The sequence below is a fragment of the Actinoplanes sp. NPDC026619 genome, assembly GCF_040638295.1.
Classification (GTDB): Bacteria; Actinomycetota; Actinomycetes; order Mycobacteriales; family Micromonosporaceae; genus Actinoplanes.
The window spans coordinates 78,946-93,920 of the sequence record NZ_JBEZYA010000023.1 but is presented as its reverse complement, the minus strand read 5'-3'; the positions used below and the strand labels follow the sequence as shown (position 1 = coordinate 93,920).

19 protein-coding genes and 1 pseudogene are annotated in these 14,975 nt (G+C 66.3%); 9 read left to right on the top strand and 11 right to left on the bottom strand.

The window, feature by feature from the left end:
- The first annotated feature begins 24 nt into the window (after positions 1-24).
- From AB0E90_RS38230 to AB0E90_RS38210, 5 genes and pseudogenes are all read left to right on the top strand, one after another.
- Positions 25-789 carry an inositol monophosphatase family protein gene (locus AB0E90_RS38230; RefSeq protein ID WP_360416801.1) on the top strand — a complete coding sequence of 255 codons (765 nt, stop codon included), beginning with the start codon at positions 25-27 and terminating at the stop codon, positions 787-789.
- Between the two features lie 14 nt (positions 790-803).
- Positions 804-1,124, top strand: a pseudogene (locus tag AB0E90_RS38225) (inositol monophosphatase family protein); the annotation flags it as partial.
- Between the two features lie 22 nt (positions 1,125-1,146).
- The gene (locus AB0E90_RS38220; RefSeq protein ID WP_360416799.1) at positions 1,147-1,425 is read left to right on the top strand and encodes an inositol monophosphatase family protein; all 279 of its coding nucleotides are present in this window, start codon (positions 1,147-1,149) and stop codon (positions 1,423-1,425) included.
- A 1-nt stretch (position 1,426) separates the two neighbouring features.
- Complete coding sequence (locus AB0E90_RS38215; RefSeq protein WP_360416797.1) at positions 1,427-2,041, top strand: NAD(P)-binding oxidoreductase; 615 nt, start codon at positions 1,427-1,429, stop codon at positions 2,039-2,041.
- 91 nt (positions 2,042-2,132) lie between these two features.
- The gene (locus AB0E90_RS38210) at positions 2,133-2,450 is read left to right on the top strand and encodes a hypothetical protein (RefSeq protein WP_360416795.1); all 318 of its coding nucleotides are present in this window, start codon (positions 2,133-2,135) and stop codon (positions 2,448-2,450) included.
- On the opposite strand, the gene AB0E90_RS38205 is transcribed toward AB0E90_RS38210, so the two are convergent.
- From AB0E90_RS38205 to AB0E90_RS38180, 6 genes are all read right to left on the bottom strand, one after another.
- Positions 2,440-3,279, bottom strand: a complete 840-nt coding sequence (locus tag AB0E90_RS38205; RefSeq protein WP_360416793.1) for a hypothetical protein — start codon at positions 3,277-3,279, stop codon at positions 2,440-2,442. The genes AB0E90_RS38210 and AB0E90_RS38205 overlap by 11 nt on opposite strands.
- Positions 3,257-4,264 carry a type IV toxin-antitoxin system AbiEi family antitoxin gene (locus AB0E90_RS38200; protein WP_360416791.1) on the bottom strand — a complete coding sequence of 336 codons (1,008 nt, stop codon included), beginning with the start codon at positions 4,262-4,264 and terminating at the stop codon, positions 3,257-3,259. The genes AB0E90_RS38205 and AB0E90_RS38200 overlap by 23 nt, the downstream gene beginning before the upstream one ends.
- A gap of 40 nt (positions 4,265-4,304) precedes the next feature.
- Positions 4,305-5,000, bottom strand: coding sequence for a lytic transglycosylase domain-containing protein (locus AB0E90_RS38195; RefSeq protein WP_360416940.1), 696 nt, complete (start codon positions 4,998-5,000; stop codon positions 4,305-4,307).
- A 108-nt stretch (positions 5,001-5,108) separates the two neighbouring features.
- Complete coding sequence (locus AB0E90_RS38190) at positions 5,109-5,474, bottom strand: hypothetical protein (protein WP_360416789.1); 366 nt, start codon at positions 5,472-5,474, stop codon at positions 5,109-5,111.
- Positions 5,475-5,485: 11 nt separating this feature from the next.
- Positions 5,486-5,887, bottom strand: coding sequence for a helix-turn-helix domain-containing protein (locus AB0E90_RS38185; protein WP_360416787.1), 402 nt, complete (start codon positions 5,885-5,887; stop codon positions 5,486-5,488).
- A 53-nt stretch (positions 5,888-5,940) separates the two neighbouring features.
- Positions 5,941-6,180 (bottom strand): hypothetical protein, encoded by a 240-nt coding sequence (locus AB0E90_RS38180; protein WP_360416785.1) that lies wholly within the window; start codon positions 6,178-6,180, stop codon positions 5,941-5,943.
- 137 nt (positions 6,181-6,317) lie between these two features.
- Between AB0E90_RS38180 and AB0E90_RS38175 the strand changes: the two genes are divergently transcribed.
- A complete protein-coding gene (locus AB0E90_RS38175; RefSeq protein ID WP_360416783.1) occupies positions 6,318-6,707 on the top strand; it encodes a helix-turn-helix transcriptional regulator in 390 nt (129 codons plus the stop codon).
- A 64-nt stretch (positions 6,708-6,771) separates the two neighbouring features.
- A complete protein-coding gene (locus AB0E90_RS38170) occupies positions 6,772-7,284 on the top strand; it encodes a hypothetical protein (RefSeq protein ID WP_360416781.1) in 513 nt (170 codons plus the stop codon).
- A gap of 1 nt (position 7,285) precedes the next feature.
- Here AB0E90_RS38170 and AB0E90_RS38165 read toward each other — a convergent pair whose 3' ends face one another.
- Both AB0E90_RS38165 and AB0E90_RS38160 read right to left on the bottom strand, forming a co-directional pair.
- The gene (locus AB0E90_RS38165; RefSeq protein WP_360416779.1) at positions 7,286-7,633 is read right to left on the bottom strand and encodes a hypothetical protein; all 348 of its coding nucleotides are present in this window, start codon (positions 7,631-7,633) and stop codon (positions 7,286-7,288) included.
- Between the two features lie 12 nt (positions 7,634-7,645).
- Positions 7,646-8,665 carry an LCP family protein gene (locus AB0E90_RS38160; RefSeq protein WP_360416777.1) on the bottom strand — a complete coding sequence of 340 codons (1,020 nt, stop codon included), beginning with the start codon at positions 8,663-8,665 and terminating at the stop codon, positions 7,646-7,648.
- A gap of 313 nt (positions 8,666-8,978) precedes the next feature.
- On the opposite strand from AB0E90_RS38160, the gene AB0E90_RS38155 reads away from it, so the two are divergent.
- Both AB0E90_RS38155 and AB0E90_RS38150 read left to right on the top strand, forming a co-directional pair.
- Complete coding sequence (locus AB0E90_RS38155) at positions 8,979-10,322, top strand: site-specific integrase (RefSeq protein ID WP_360416775.1); 1,344 nt, start codon at positions 8,979-8,981, stop codon at positions 10,320-10,322.
- A 935-nt stretch (positions 10,323-11,257) separates the two neighbouring features.
- On the top strand, positions 11,258-11,602 hold the full coding sequence (locus AB0E90_RS38150) for an Lsr2 family protein (protein ID WP_360416773.1): 345 nt from the start codon (positions 11,258-11,260) through the stop codon (positions 11,600-11,602).
- 159 nt (positions 11,603-11,761) lie between these two features.
- Here AB0E90_RS38150 and AB0E90_RS38145 read toward each other — a convergent pair whose 3' ends face one another.
- From AB0E90_RS38145 to AB0E90_RS38135, 3 genes are all read right to left on the bottom strand, one after another.
- Complete coding sequence (locus AB0E90_RS38145; protein ID WP_360416771.1) at positions 11,762-13,006, bottom strand: ATP-binding protein; 1,245 nt, start codon at positions 13,004-13,006, stop codon at positions 11,762-11,764.
- 357 nt (positions 13,007-13,363) lie between these two features.
- Positions 13,364-13,561 carry a DNA-binding protein gene (locus AB0E90_RS38140; RefSeq protein ID WP_360416769.1) on the bottom strand — a complete coding sequence of 66 codons (198 nt, stop codon included), beginning with the start codon at positions 13,559-13,561 and terminating at the stop codon, positions 13,364-13,366.
- A 223-nt stretch (positions 13,562-13,784) separates the two neighbouring features.
- Entirely contained in the window at positions 13,785-14,651 is an 867-nt protein-coding gene (locus AB0E90_RS38135; RefSeq protein WP_360416767.1) for a hypothetical protein, read from the bottom strand.
- Between the last annotated feature and the right edge of the window lie 324 nt (positions 14,652-14,975).

Below are 14,975 nucleotides of genomic sequence, written 5' to 3'. Positions count from 1 at the left end.
GTGGCGCGGCTCGAAGGTAGAACCATGCTTGAAGCCACGATCACCGCCGTACATGAAGCCGGTCAGCAGTTGCCTTTGATCGGTTCCCGGCCCTCGACCGCTGAGGCCTTGATGGCCGCGCTGCGCGTCAACGACGACGCCGTCACCGCGGTGCTCCGGCCCGCCCTGACCGCCGCGCTGCCCGGCTCCGGGTGGAACACCGACGAGCACGGCGCCGGTGCGATGCCGGACGGCGACTGGTGGGTCGTCGACCCGGTCGGCGGCAACCTGCACGCGCTGTACGGCATGGCCGACTGGAACATCGGCGTCAGCCTGGTGCGCGACGGCCGGCCCGTCCTCGCCGTGCTGCACTTCCCGGCGGCCGGCGAGACGTTCACCGCCGTCGCGGGTCAGGGGGCGCTTCTGAACGGCGTACCCACGCATGTTTCGGAAAAGACCGACCTGTCAGTGGCGCTGGCCGGCACCGGCCAGGCCAAGCCCAACCGAGACCCGGCCAATGCGCAGCGAGTCGGCGCCGCCATCGCGGCGATGATGCAAAACGCCCTTTATGTACGCGCATCGGTGCCGGTCAGCCACCAGCTCGCCCAGGTCGCCGCCGGCCGGATGGACCTGCACTGGCAGTTCGACAACCTGCGCTCGCACATCGCACCCGTGCTGATCGCGCAGGAGGCCGGCGCCACCGTCACCGACTTCGACGGCAAGCCGTGGCAGCTCACCAGCGACGGCTACCTGGCCGCGGCGCCCGGCCTGCACGCCGCCGCGCTCGACGTCCTCCGCCCGCTGCGCTGAAACGGAAAACCACGATGAAACAGCTGCTGCAACCGGTCCAGGCCGTCGTTGTCCAGGCAGGCGAGGCACTGCTTGACGGGTACGCCGAGACGGCGCGCCCGGCGAACAAAGCGGAGATGGGTACGGCGGGCCGACGCCTGGACGAACTCGTCACCGGCATCCTGAAGCCCGCGCTCGCCGAGATCCGGCCCGAGGCCCGCTGGATCGGCGACGAGCAGGAGATGACCACACTTCCACCGGGCGAATGGTGGGCCGTCGACCCGATCGAGGGCGGCGTCAACTACGTGCACGGCATGGACCAGTGGGCGGTGACGGTCACCCTGGTCAAGGAGAACGTGCCGGTGCTTCGGCGACGCCGTGGCGGATCTGCTGGACCGGGTGCTGTTCATCCGCTCGACGGTGCCCAGCACGTTTCCCCAGCTGGACCTGGCCGCGGGTCACGTCGACGCCTACTGGCAGGACGAGTGCGACCTGGTCGGCGTGGCCGCGGGCGTCCTGCTCGTCACCGAGGCCGGCGGCGTCGTGACCGACCTGCGCGGGCGGCCGTGGCAGCCGGGACGATCCGACATCCTGGCCGCGGCCCCCGGCGTACACCCGGAATTGCTGTTGTTGCTGCAAGAGAGAGATGTGCACTGACATGGAACTCACCATTCTCGCGGCGTCCGGCGCGACCGGCCTCGAACTGACCCGGCAGGCGCTGGAACGCGGCCACACGGTCACGGCGATCGCCCGCACCATTGACCGCATCACCGTCCCGGATTCAACCCGGCTGATCCGGGTCAGCGCCGATGTCCGCGATCAGCAATCCATCGCGGCGGCCCTGGCCGGCCAGAAAATCGTGCTCTCCGGCCTCGGCATCGCCGGCGGCGACAAACCGGGCGCGCTAACCGCCGGCGCCCGAGCCGTCGTCGCCGCCCAGCCACAGCGCGCCATCTGGCTCGGCGCGTTCGGCACCGGCCCGTCCGCCCGCGCGGCCGGCGCTTTCACCCGCACGCTGCTGAAAATGCTCGGCGCCGAACTGCCCGACAAGGTCGCCGCCGACGCCGCCATTCTGGCCGCCGGCGGAACGGTCTTCCACGCCGGAATGTTGTCGAACGGCCCGCTCAGCGAAACCCGGCAAACAGTCGGCCTGAACGAGGCGCCGAAACGCCTGTTCCCGGCCCGGGTGAGCCGGGCAACCGTGGCCGCGGCCATGCTCGACGAAGCGGAGAACCCGGTGTTCCCGGGCACGATCGCGATCCCCATCGGTTGATGCTCTCCACCGATCGGTTGAGCGCGGAACCATCCCGCGCCGACCGGTCGTGGTCGATGTGCGGCCGGCCCCGCTGCATCACGATTGGTGAATGCCACGCACCAGGAACATCCTGTCCTACCGGTCCAGCGGCTCGATCCTGAGCATCTATTCGAAGGATTCGATCCTGTCGGTCGGCTCGCTCGGATCGATCCTGTCCGTCGCCTCGCTGGGCTCCGTCCTGTCGATCCTCTCGGTCGGCTCCGTCGCCTCGGTCCTGTCGATCGGCACGATCGGCTCACTGTTGTCGATCGGCACGTTCGCCACCGCCATGGCAACCGGCTCCTGGCGCACCGCCGGCCTCGCCCTCGCCGCCGCCCTGCTCGGCTGGCTCCTGCTCCGATTCGTCGCCCGCGCTATCAACTCCTGATTCCCACGCCTCGTTCCATTGCTTCAATCAGCTCTCGACGGCGGTCGGCGGAGTTGGGCCAGTCGGGCGCGTTCGTCACCGCCATGTATTGGTACAGCAGGTGTTTCGGGGTGGATGTCCAACGATCGGAGATCTCCGACAAACGCTCGGTGCCGACGATGCGGGCGATTTCCTCACCCAGGGCTCGGGCCGCCGCCGCGGCATCGTCCAGACCCTCCTGCATCAACAGGTCTTGGCCGTGGTCCGTCTCGTAGATGTAAGTCGAGATCTCCGGCGACCGCAGGTACCAGAAGATGGCGGTGGCGATGTCTACGGCGTCCTTGTATTCGCCGTAGGCGCTGCGATCCAGCCACGCGGCCAGCTTCAGGGCGGCATAGCCGGCGACCGTCGGGATGCGGATAGTGCCCGCACGCGGGAGCCGGAGCTCGAGCGAAGCCGCGAACGCCTCAGCGAAACCCCACACATTGATCGCTTCGCGTCGGGCGGGCGGGGTCACAGTGCCCGGTGGGTCCTCCACCGGGCCGAATGGCATGAGGTCGGCTGAAGTGTTCGCGATCCGGAATCGGATGCCGGTGCTGCCGGTGGATGGAAGCGCCCCGGCCAGTTCGTCATAGGCGGCCCAGTTGGCGACCGCCAGGCCGAGGTCGATGTCGGCGGTGGCACGCAACGTGAAGTCGTGGCCCAGCGCGCTCTGCAGAATGTCGCGGCAGCAGGCGCCGATGACCATGACCTCGTCGCCGGTCAGCAGCGTCGCCTTCGCCAAGAGTTCGGCGACGACGGTGTCGACCGGATGCAGCAGGGACGGATCAGATCTGGCCGGATCGAGCACAATGAGCCCTCCAGGTTCTGGCCACTTCGGCCAGTCGAGGATCGCCGGTGGCGGCGAGGTCGGCGTAGACGAGTTGCCACGGTGCGTTCGGGGTCGTCGACTCCGAAGGGCTTTCGTCGGGACGTGGGGAGGTCCAAAACCTCTTGCGGACGAAGACGTTCGGCACGTGGTCCGGGCTTGCCGTCCATCTGTTCAGGATCGGTAGGTCGGGTTCGAGCGAATCGACGTAGACCGTGAGGGTCGCCGGGCGGGCGATGTCGACGCCGGCCGCCGATTCGCCGCTGACATGCAGCAGCGACCTGCTGTTGATCGGCCGGGTGGGATCACCGTGGTAGCGGGCGATCTCGAGTCGGCGACCGAGGCCGGCCGGGTATGCGGCGGTCCAGAAGTCGAGGAGTTCGTCGCGCCGGTTCAGGGCTTTCGAGGACGGTACGAGATAGCCGGCCTCCTCCAGGCGACCCAGCGCATCGTGCGCCTGACCCACCGAGATGCCAGCGGCCGCCGCGATCTGGCGGACCTTTCCGCCCACGAGTTCCGGCCACGCCAGCAGTGCCAGGATGACCTGGGAACGGCCCGAACTGAACAGGTTGGTCGGTCGCGGAGCCGCCGAACCGCGTATCGGAGGGTGACCGGCCGGGGCGGTGCGCCCCTGCACCTCGATGTGCACCGGACCGAACTCGAGGTACGCGTTCCCCAGAGTGTCCACGAACTGGATGCCCGCGTCGCGGAACGCGGCGGCACTGCGCCGGCTGATCTGTTCACCGGCGACCAGCAGAGATTGGGCCGGGGCCGTGGACCTGCGCGGCGCCAAGGAGCCAAGCGTCATCTGCTCGGTGACTTCCAGCGCATATCGGGCCTGGGTGACTCCGTGCGAGAGGGTCACATCGCCGTGGGACTGGTCGATCTCGAGCGCAATGCCGAACTCACGCAAGCGTTCCCGGACGGTCTCCAGGACACGGGTCATGGTCGGTGTTCGGTCCTGCATGCTGTTCAGCTTAACTGAACAAGCTCAGAAACCGAACGAGTCAGTATGAGCCGACGCTTTCCGAGTGGGCCCAGGCCTTGCAGGGGGTGTCGTAGCGGCCCTCGATGTAGCCCAGGCCCCACTTGATCTGGGTGGCCGGGTTTGTCTTCCAGTCGGCGCCGGCCGAGGCCATCTTCTTGCCGGGCAGGGCCTGGGGGATGCCGTACGCGCCGGAGCTGCGGTTTTCGGCTCGGTAGTTCCAGCCGCTTTCCTTCTTGAACAGCTTGTCCAGGCAGGGGAACTGGTCCAGGCCGAAACCGGAGTCGAGCATCAGGGCGCAACCGATCTGGCGGCTTCCGCTGTATTCGTTGCAGCTGGCGGGGATCGGGCCGGCGTAGGCGACCGGGCCGCCCGCCTCGGCCTTCTTCCGGGCCTCCTCGGCCTTCTTCGCCTCGACCATCTTCGTGTTCAGCGTGTGGGCCTTGGTGGCCGCCGTCCTGGCCTCGGCCGCGGCCTTTTCGGCGGCGTCACCCTCGGCCTGACGCTGATATGCGCGGGCCGCCACGTGTTCGCGCTGTCGCAGTTTCAGCAGCTGCATGTCGTCGGCGTCGACCTGAGCGACTTCCAGGGCGGCATCGTGCGCCGAGAATTGTTGTGCTTCGTGGCCTTTGCCCAGGTAAACGCCGCCGGCTACGCCTGCCAGAAGCAGGGCCAGGGACGCGGATCGCACGCCGATGCGGCTCCAGGGCCGGTTCACAAAGCATCCCTTCGTTGGGGGCCGATGATGCTCGCGGATCACCATGGCTTACGTGGCGGCCAATGGTAAACGCCGCCGCGCCGATGTGGGACGGGTCATAGGGCACTTTTACGCGCGGCCACCGTCCACGATGGCGCGCTCGACGCGGTCGACTGTTTCGCGGGGGTCGGCGACTTCGATGATCAGGCGGGTGTAGCGCTCGTCGGCCAGTTGGATCACGATGGCCTTCGTGGGGTCGTGGACGTCCCAGAAGACCTTTTCGCCGTCTATCCGGAAGGCGCCGGCGGTGAGGACGCCGGGAAAGTGGGAGCCGGCGGTGCGGATGCCCCTCGGCCCGCGGACTATGCCGGGGTCGGCGGTGGCGCCGCGGACGTTGGCCAGGGGGATCTCCAGGCGGCTCTTCAGGGCCCAGAGTTTGTCCCAGCCTTCGATCTCCACAATCAGGTTGTCGCCGTCGATGTTGATCTGCGCCATCAGCGTTGTCCTTACGGTGTCGGGGTTGCTCGGGCCCGCAGGCGGTGACCGAGCAGTGCGGCCGTGGTCGCGGGCGACAGCGCCTCGTCGAACTCGGCCAGGATGCGGGTGATCTCGGTGGCGACCTCGGCGTCGGCGGGCGCCCGCTCGACCGCGGCCAGCAGGAGGAAGTCGAGGGGGGCCTGGTTCGGGTCGCTTTGCAGCGCGGGGCGGACCTCGTGGTCGAGGTGCCGGCGCAGCGCTCTCAGGTAGAGGCCGCGCTTGCTGCCGAACGTCTGGTAGAGGCTGTTGCGGTGCACACCGAGGTGGGTGACCAGGTCGTCGACGGAGATTCCGTCGTACGCCCGGGACGCGAACAGTGCCGCCGCCGAGGCGACCACCTCGGCCTCGTCGAATGCTCTTGGCCGGCCCATGCGAACACGGTAACCAATTTAGGAACGGTCAGTCAAGAACGAGCGTTCCTAAATTAGCGCGGGCGCTTCTTGAGCTCTTCGATGCGGGGCATCTGCCGGTAGCCGCGGTGGCTCGCGGAGAAGTGCGAGAGGCCGCTGTTGTCGTGGCGGCGCCGCTTGATAACCGCACCGGGTGCCTCCGCCGCCACGGAAGCACCCGGTGCCGCCGGGACCGGGTGGCGTTGTCGGGAGCGGGCGTGCCGGAGCGCGAACGCCGCCGCCGCTACGCAGACGACGATGCCGATCAGGATCATCGCGCGAACCACGTTGCCACGACCTCTCACCCGGGGTCATTGGTTATCGAGACAATGACGGTAGCAGCGCCGGGCGACATAGCCAATCCGTCGAAATGTCGAGGGGTAGGTGCGGAAGCCGCGCCTATGCTGAGCCGATGTCCACCGGATTCGGCGTCTACCTCAAGGAAGCGATCCTCGCCGCGCGCTTCCCGACGCCGACCCATTTCGCCCGCGCGGTCGGCACCGACCCGTCGGTCGTCCTGCGCTGGCTGAGCGAGGAGCAGCGCCCGACCATCAAATCGATCGAGCGGATCGCGCCGGTGCTCGGCCGCAGCATCAACGAGCTGGTCCTGGCCGCTTATCCCGATCGGCTCAGCGGCCCCGCGCCGGCTGCTCCGGCCGCACATCCGCTGGTCCACGAGCTGGGCCGGCTCCTCGCCGCCGACTCGCCGATCCCGCGAGCCGACCGTGAGGCGCTGGAAACGGTCCTCGATCGGATGCTTGATCCCTATCGGAGACTGCTGCGGCGTCGCAAATCCGGGTGACAGATACCCGGCTTGTCTCTGGTGGACTGTCGCGCTGACGGTCCCGGGTCACTAGCCTCCAACCATGACCGAGCGGGGATTCCAGCTCCAGATCAGCAAGCTGCTCGTGGTCGCGATCATCATCGCCACCGCGGCCACCGGCGCGCTGATCGTCACCCTGCTGAGCTCGATGCCGTCCGGCCAGACGCCGGCGCCCGGCCCGGCCGGCCTGCCGCCACCTCCGCCGAACCTGCGCCCATTGGCCGTCTTCTCGCTGGTCACCGGTCTTTTCGTGCTCTCCTGGCTGGCCGTCCTGGTGGTGTTCGCCCGCGACCAGATCCTGCGCCAGCTCCGCCTGCAGCAGTCGCCGACGCCTGGCGGCGAACTGGGTGAGCTGCTGGCCGGCCTGCGCGCCGAGATCGCCGCCGACCGGGAGCGCGACCTCGAGGCGCTGACCGAGCGCCTGACCGACCTGACGGCCGAGTTCGGCGAGCGCCGGGAAACCGACGGCTACCTGAACGGCATGCGCACCGCGACAACCGCGGACCAGCCCGACGCCAAGGTCCGAGCCCTACGCCGAAACCCACCGGCGCGCTGACTCAGTCTTCGTCGGTCAGTTCGGCGAGGACCTCGGCGGCGTCGCTGTGGCCGGCTTCGGCCAGGCGGCGAAGTTCGGCGAGGTTGTGCTGTTCGCCGGCGGTCTCGATCAGGACTGCGGTGGCGTCGGAGAAGCCCTGGTCGGAAAGGCGGCGCAGCTCGGGCAGGTTGCCCTGTTCGCCGGCCAGCTCGATCAGGTGGTCGGCGGCGTCGGAGCTGCCGGCGTCGGCCAGGCGGCGCAGCTCGTTCAGGTCGTTGCGGTCCACGGCCAGGGCGATCAGGTCGTCCTGCGCTTCGGCGTCACCGGTCGCGGCCCGCTGGCGCAGCCGCAACTCGTCGGGGTCAGGCATGCCGCCACCCTGTCACGCGCCGGTGACCGCCTGGTAGCTCTTGTGGGTGCGGAAGTAGTCGGTCATGGTGTCGGTGCGCAACGCCAGGAACAGGGCCCGGCAGCCGTTGGTGTCGAGGCGGTTCGCGGTGCCGCCGGGGGTGTGCACGAAGCCGGTGGACGGGATCGTGGTGAAGCTCAGGTCGTCCTGGCGCAGGTGGGACAGTTCGCGCACGGTGCTGCTCAGGTCCAGGCCCTGGTCGACGACCAGCGACTTGGCCGCCTCGGACAGCAACTGGTTGAGCCGGATGGGGTTGGTGACCACGCCCATCGACAGCACCCGGCCGGCCAGCGCGTGCAGGTACTGCTGCTGACGGCGGACCCGGTCGAAGTCGCCCTCGGCCAGGCCGTACCGCTGGCGTACGTAGATCTCGGCCTTCTTGCCGTCCAGATGGTTGACGCCGGCCTTGAAGACGTAGCCGGTGCGGCCGTCCCGGACCGTCTTGCGCACGGTCACGTCGACCCCGCCGACGATGTCGGTGATTTTCCGGACGCCGGCGAAATCCACCCGTACGACGTGGTCGATGCTCACGCCGGCGAGGTGACTGATCACCTGCACCACCAGGGGTGCGCCGCCCCACGCGTACGCCGCGTTGATCTTTGTCCGGCCGCCGGCCCAGTGGCCCGTGACCGGTGGGATGTAGACGTAGGAGTCGCGCGGGAACGAGACGACGCTGGCGTGCCGGCGGTCGCCGTCGACGTGGACCAGCATGATCGTGTCGCTGCGGGACTGGCCCTGGGTCCAGCCGGCCCGGGTGTCGATGCCGAGCACGAGGTAGTTGATGCCGGTGCCCACGGCCGCGTCGGAACTGAGCCCGGTCGACGGGCCGGTGATCACGACGTACTCGGAGCCCTTGGTGATCTTTGGTAGTGCGGAGGCCTGGCTGAGCACGTCGTCCCGGCCGACCTGGTTGCCGGCGTACAGCACCGAAGCACCGAAACCGGCCGCCGCCAGGGCGACCAGGACGGTAAGGGTCACCAGGACCGCTTTCACCCAGCGAACCACTCACACCGCCTCTGTCCGGGGAAACGACCTCTCCCTAGACCTATCGGCGACCCCGCCCAACGCGTGAGGGCGAAAAAATAAGGCCCGGTCGTCAGACCGAGCCTTGAAGGGGTGGAGCTGAGGGGACTCGAACCCCTGACCCCCACACTGCCAGTTCGACTTTCTACCCAGCGTGACCAGGGCGTTTGTCAATTAGTGCAGGTCAGAAGGTTTTTGAACTGTTGGTTCTTACGCTCAGTGGGAGGCGACACGCCTCCTCGGTGCTCGCATGCGTACACCTGTTCGGTCTACCTTGCGGGGCATGGCAAGCATGAAACCGCGGGGGCAGTCCTACGAAGTCAGATGGCGTGCAGGGCGCGGCGCAGATTGGCAGACGTGCACGTTCGCGAACGAAGAACTGGCGTTGGCCGCCCAGAAGCTCGCGAAAGCCCGAAACCACAGGATCTCCGATTCCGACGTGTATGCCGCGATCTACGGCCTGGACGAGGCGGAGGACGAGGCGCTCGAGAACACCGAAGCTGCGTCACCTGTGCCGTCGCTTGAGGAGTGGATCGAGCAGTGGTTGACGCTGAAAGTTGACGTCGCTCAGAGCACGCACAAGGAGTACGCACGCATGCTCCGGAAGAGAGTTGTGCCCGCGCTGGGTGAGTTGCGTGTCGACGCTGTTGATCGTGACCGCGACATCAATCCGTGGAAGGTAGGTCTCAACACGGAACTGATGCCCGCTGGCGTGCAGAAGCACTGGGCGGTCCTCAGCATGGTCATGCGCGACGCGGTTCCCCGGTTTCGGGAGGACAACCCGCTGGCTCGACCGCTCGGTCATCGGAGCAATGGGCTGCCGAAGGTCTACAAATACAACGCCTGTTTCCTGTCGACGGAAGAGGCTGACCTGCTCGTGGCGGCCTGCCCGGAAGCCATCCGAGATGTAGTGCTGGTGGCTCTTGGTACGGGTATGAGAATGGGCGAGATTTTCGGCCTTCGGGTGGGCGCCGTCGATCTTCGCGGTGACCAGCCTGTTGTCTACGTCGAGGAGACGCTTCGTCGGGGTGGAACTTTTGCGGAGCCGAAGTCGGAGAGATCTCGTCGTTCGATTCTGCTGCCGAAGACCATTGCGGCGTTGCTCGCAGAGCGCATTAAGGGCAAGCGCCGTGGAGACTTGGTTTTCACGGCTCCGGGTGGAATGCCATGGGATGCGAACAACTTCCGTTCACGCTATTGGAACAAAGCGGTGGCGAGTGCTCAGCGATGCACGGAACATCCGCCTGCGCCAGTCAAGGTGAGCGGGCGGGCAGAGAAGCGACGAGCCCGAGATCTAGCGGTCTCGAGCTGTGAGTGCAAGACGCGTTTGCATCAGCGGCCGCGGTTTCACGATCTGCGGCATTCGCATGTGGCGTATCTGATCGATGCTGGGTGGGACTTTTTCGTGATTCAAAACCACATCGGGCATGCGTCGATCAAGACGACCTTCGACGTCTACGGTCACCGCCTAACCCGCGGTGACAAGGCGCGCCTGAAGGCGCTCGATCAGCGCCTTCCGGGTCAGGAAACTACTGCGTTGAGGGACTTCGAGAAGAAACGGAAGAAGGGGAGGAAGGGGAAGAAGGCTGTGTCGCCGTTCATCGACGGCATCGGGCAGGCGGCCTGATTCTCGACATAGCCCTTTGGCTGGTGCCTGGGGCCAGCAGGTGGATCGTCAACTATGCATCGATCTTCAATGCATCTGTGATCGACTGGTGGAAAAGCAGGATGCCGAACTGCGGCGAGCGTCCATAATGGAGGTGTGGCGTGACCAATGCGTCTCGAGTCGGGCCGCCGATGGCCAAGCCTGAGTGCTTACGGTGCCGCTCCGCCGATCAACTTGTCCGAGTGCCGGCAGTTGTGCGTGAAGGTCGTACAAGCGGGGTGGTGCATGGGAGTGTTGTCGGTCGATACGGGTACGAGGTGCCGATCGAGGCGCGAGTCGTGCAGACGACTGCGCTGGCACGTGCTCTCGCCCCTCCGGTCAGGCCGCGGACGATAGCGGGCGCGGCGGTTGCTTTCGGGATCGTGGCGATGGTCGCGCTCAATTGCCTGCGACTGGCGCTGTCGACGCCCGGCGATGGGGGCCTCTGGTTCGGCACCGCCTTGTTTGCGCTGGCGGCGGTCGGGTGTGGGGCGCTGTTGCGGGCGCGGCACCGTTCGGCCCAGGTCGACGGGCCGTTGGTGGATGATGCGATTCGGCTATGGCAACGGTCGTGGTACTGCCGGCGGTGCGCGGTAGTGAGCGTCTCAACGCCACTTGGGTTGACTGTCTTGAGCACTTCTTGCTTGGCTGCATCGTTGATTGATTTGTCGCGGCGGTCCGGTGAGGGTGCGCGGCGTCGACGAGCAGCTGAGGGTGCGGACTGTTAGGTAGTACGATTGCAGTGCGTAATTGTTTCAGTTAGATCCGTTAAGCAGCGGATGGCGTTGGCCAACTATCAATTGACCGCTGTGTCATTAAGCGATGCGTCGTGGATATTTCCTCCCCGCAGCAGCTATGGTAGTGGTCACCTCTGTGCCAAATCCGCATCTAGATGGGACCGTTAGGGGCAAAGCCGTATGGCTCGGCAAATCATTACGAAGCTGGTGGACGACCTTGGCGACGGCGATGCCGATCGCACGGTCGAGTTCAGTCTGGACGGTATGAACTACACGATCGATCTTTCCGAGAAAAACGCTGGCAAGCTGCGCAAGGCGCTGGATCCTTTCCTGGCCGCGGGAACGCGCATTGGGCGCGGCAGCGTCGACGGTCGGCGTCGTCACGGAGCGCGGACGACCTCCGCTGCTGATCACCGGGCGCAGAATCTGAAGATTCGCGAGTGGGCCGGGAGGAACGGGTTCGAGGTCTCGGAGCGGGGACGGATCCCCACCACGGCCGTAGACGCGTTCCACGCCGCACACTGACCGCGAGGCGGTAGCGGGTGCCTGCCGGGGCATCGTTGCGAGTTTCACGGGGAGAACACGCAGCGGTGCCGTCAGTGAATTACCAGAGCTCGCGAGCGCTGTCCAGATCCTGCGGCGCTCGCGAACTGGGTAAGCCTCACCACGCCGGGTCGGCGCCGTCTATTGCGGGCGCAGCGGGTCGCCGTAATCCAATGCTCGCATCAGCGGCCCGAACATCTGGTCAAGCAGCGGAAGGAAGGGACCGCGCAGCTCGGCGCCGGTCGCCAAGATGACCTGTCTGTAGGTGTCGTCGCGGTAGGTGGTCTTGTCTGGGAAGTGCAGACGGGCTTGCGCGATCGAGTTCGTCGGTTCGCGGACCGCTCCCGCGAGGTCGCTCAGCTGTAGGCCGATGCCGTAGGTTCCTCTCAGCCCTGCTTCCTCAGCCACCTCGGCGATCCACGCCACGATTTCGCAGGTGAAGGACATCGCATCAGCCAGGTAGAGGACCTTTGTCTCGGCGTCGCTGCGCTGGTCCTTGTAGACCTCCGTGATGAAGTCGGCCGCGAACCGTGCGGCACCTGACTCCAGCACCTCGATGCAAAAGGGCATTCTGTCGGGTGGGCCGAACCGCAGTGCTGCGCCGCCCGGGATCCGACGAGTGCCCCAGCTGCTTGAGCGGTCGGTCCAGCGAAACGGCCTGAATAAGCGGGACATCGCCTCGTTGCCGCTGCGTTCTGCGCCGGCGCGGATGGCCGCGGCCTCCATCCTCGCGGTGAACCATTTCACGGCGTGGGCGGGCGAGAGCTGGTCGCGTAACGCGTCGCGCCGCAGCATGGGGATCGGGGTCGCCGAGATGACCAGCCGGGCGGCAGACATCCCCTGCCCAGCCATCAGGGCGTCCGTCGCGTCGAGGTCTCTGTCGACGGCTTCGACATCGAGGTCACGACGGGCGAGCAGGCGAACGACCTCGGTGTTGTCGAGTAACCGCGTCGTACGGTTGTCTCGCCCGAGGTAGCGGTGGTCCACCATGTGTGGGACACCGGTGGCTGGTACCTCGATGACGATGACGCCGGTGGACGGGTCTGATGGGCTGCGCAGGTTATCGCTGATCGTCACGCGCAGCTGTGGGCTGATCCGGTTGGCACAGATCTGATCGATCCGCTCGATCACGCCATGGAGGGACACCGGGGCTGTCTTGGCGGCCGCGCCGGTGGCCTTGTCCTCTTCCAACCCAATGATCAGGATGCCTCCGTCGAGGGCTAGCGCGGCGATGTCCTTGGCTTGCTCCTTCTTGCCGCTCTCCCCGCCGGAGTAGTTGTCGCGCTTGAGTTCCAGCGTGTGTGACTCGCGCAATTCACCCGATGCGACGTGCTTCTCAAGGTCTTCCCACGTGCGCCACTGGCCAGCGCGATAGAGATCGGTCACCTGCTGATGGTCGCATCTGTGCCGCCTCATGCAGCCAAGTGACGCCGAGGAGGTTCCAGCGGTTCTCTTACCGAGGTTTTAGCGTTGGTGACGGAGAGTTGGTCGTTGAGTGCTGAATGGGCGGCCAGAAGGGCCAGAGCACCTGCGCTCGAGAAGCGGCGTGCCTCGGCCAAGTCGATCTCAACTCATGCGGCATCCACTGAGGCGGTGGCCTCGCGCTGGCGGGGAGCAGTGTGAGTCGAGCCCGTGCAGGTGTGTCGACTCCGGTGAGCTGGTCCGGTGCGATCCCTCTTGCGGTTCCGTCCCCACACGCACAACGCCGTTCCGGCGCCGTGTCCAACGTTTGCCGGCAAGACCTCAGGCAAGTGGCCGTCGACGGCGGGCGATCCACGCGTCAACGTCGGCGGCCAGCCACACCCGGCCCTGGACTAGGTCGGCGACCGGTGCTGGGAAGTCCGGTCGGCTGGTGATTTGGTGGACACGTTGACGACTGACGCCGCCCAGCTGCACGCGGATCTCCTGAGTGCCCACAAGCTGGATCCGCTTCACCGCCATGCTGTACGACTATAGTCGTACGCCTAGACCGCCGAAATTGGTGGGGTGGCAGCTGCATTCCCTACTTCCGTACTTCTGCACCGACCGGACGGCGGGGGCGATCGTCTCCGCTGGGCGGGATGGGCGCCGGCTTCTGGGTTTGGGCCATCAAGGCGTGCAGTTTGGTGCGGGCCCTGCCGATATTGGCCGCTTGGCTGCCTGTAACCCAGGAGCCCGGCGGTCCTTACGGCCTAGCCACTTTCCGAAGAATAGGAGCGACGACTTTGGTCGTGACTGTTTCATAAAAGCTATCCAGGAGATTCAGCATGTCCGTCTCGGGTCCGACTCCCCGCCCGTACGCGGGGTCGTCAGCGAGGACCAGGCTAAACCGATGCTGCACGGCGGGCGTCCTGTTCGGGTCAGCGTCCTTGAGATAGAACAGGACTGATCCATCCGTCACTGCCTCGCCGGCGAGCAGCTGCCGGTCTGAAGCTTCGTCCGCATTCCACCAAATAAGTTCCGGCGACCACCGCAGGACCGCGAGCCGACGGTGTTTGTCAACGTTCCAAAGCCGATCCAAGCGATGTAGGTCGTGCCAGAGAAAGTCATCGTCATACGGGCGGATGGGCTCTACTCGACCCTGGCTCGCCCACTCTGTCCAGTAAAACGACTGCACGGATCGTAGAGCCGCCATCGCGGCGGCATTGAAGAGCCCGGGAAACCTCTTCTCCGTTTTCGCGAAGAACTCGTCCATTTTCTCGGGAGACTCCCGGATTGGAAACGTCGTGGCACTCTCTTGCTCGGGCGTCAATGTGCCGCCGTTGGACATTGCTGCCAGTCCGTATGCCAGCGACTCCAGAGCGGAGCGGAGGTTGCTCAGTACGTCTCCGACCGTGGCATGAATGGCCGTCGGCACCGGGCGCACGTAGCGGAGCCGGTAAGCGGTGAGCCCTGGTTCATCCGTCGGTTCCCCGACGAGGGCATACGGGGTTGACTCGCGGTAGTCGTCGACCTGGCCTCGAAGCCGGTCGAGGTGCTCTTGGGCGCGGTCGGCTTTGACCCACCAAGCCTGCGCGCGATCATTCCAAGCGGGAACCACATTCACGGTCACGAGACCAGAATCGCAGCAGGGGAAGGCTCCGCAGCCCTGGCCCCGGCAGCTGCGCGTCAAACCTTGGCGCGCTGGCTTGCGTTCGCCGCTCACCGGTGCGATGCGCGATCGGCAGAACATGTGCGTGATTGGCAAGTCGATCACCGCTCAGCGGCCGCAGAGCGTCTGCTTGAGCCGAGCACGATGGCGTGCTTGCCGACGGCCCCTAGTCGGCTCGACCAAGTGATTCGAGGTGATCGGTATGGCGCTGCAGGCCATGCGGGTGACACGCAGGGCGTTGACACCCTTGTACCGCAAGACGATGTTCATCGAACTACCCAGTTG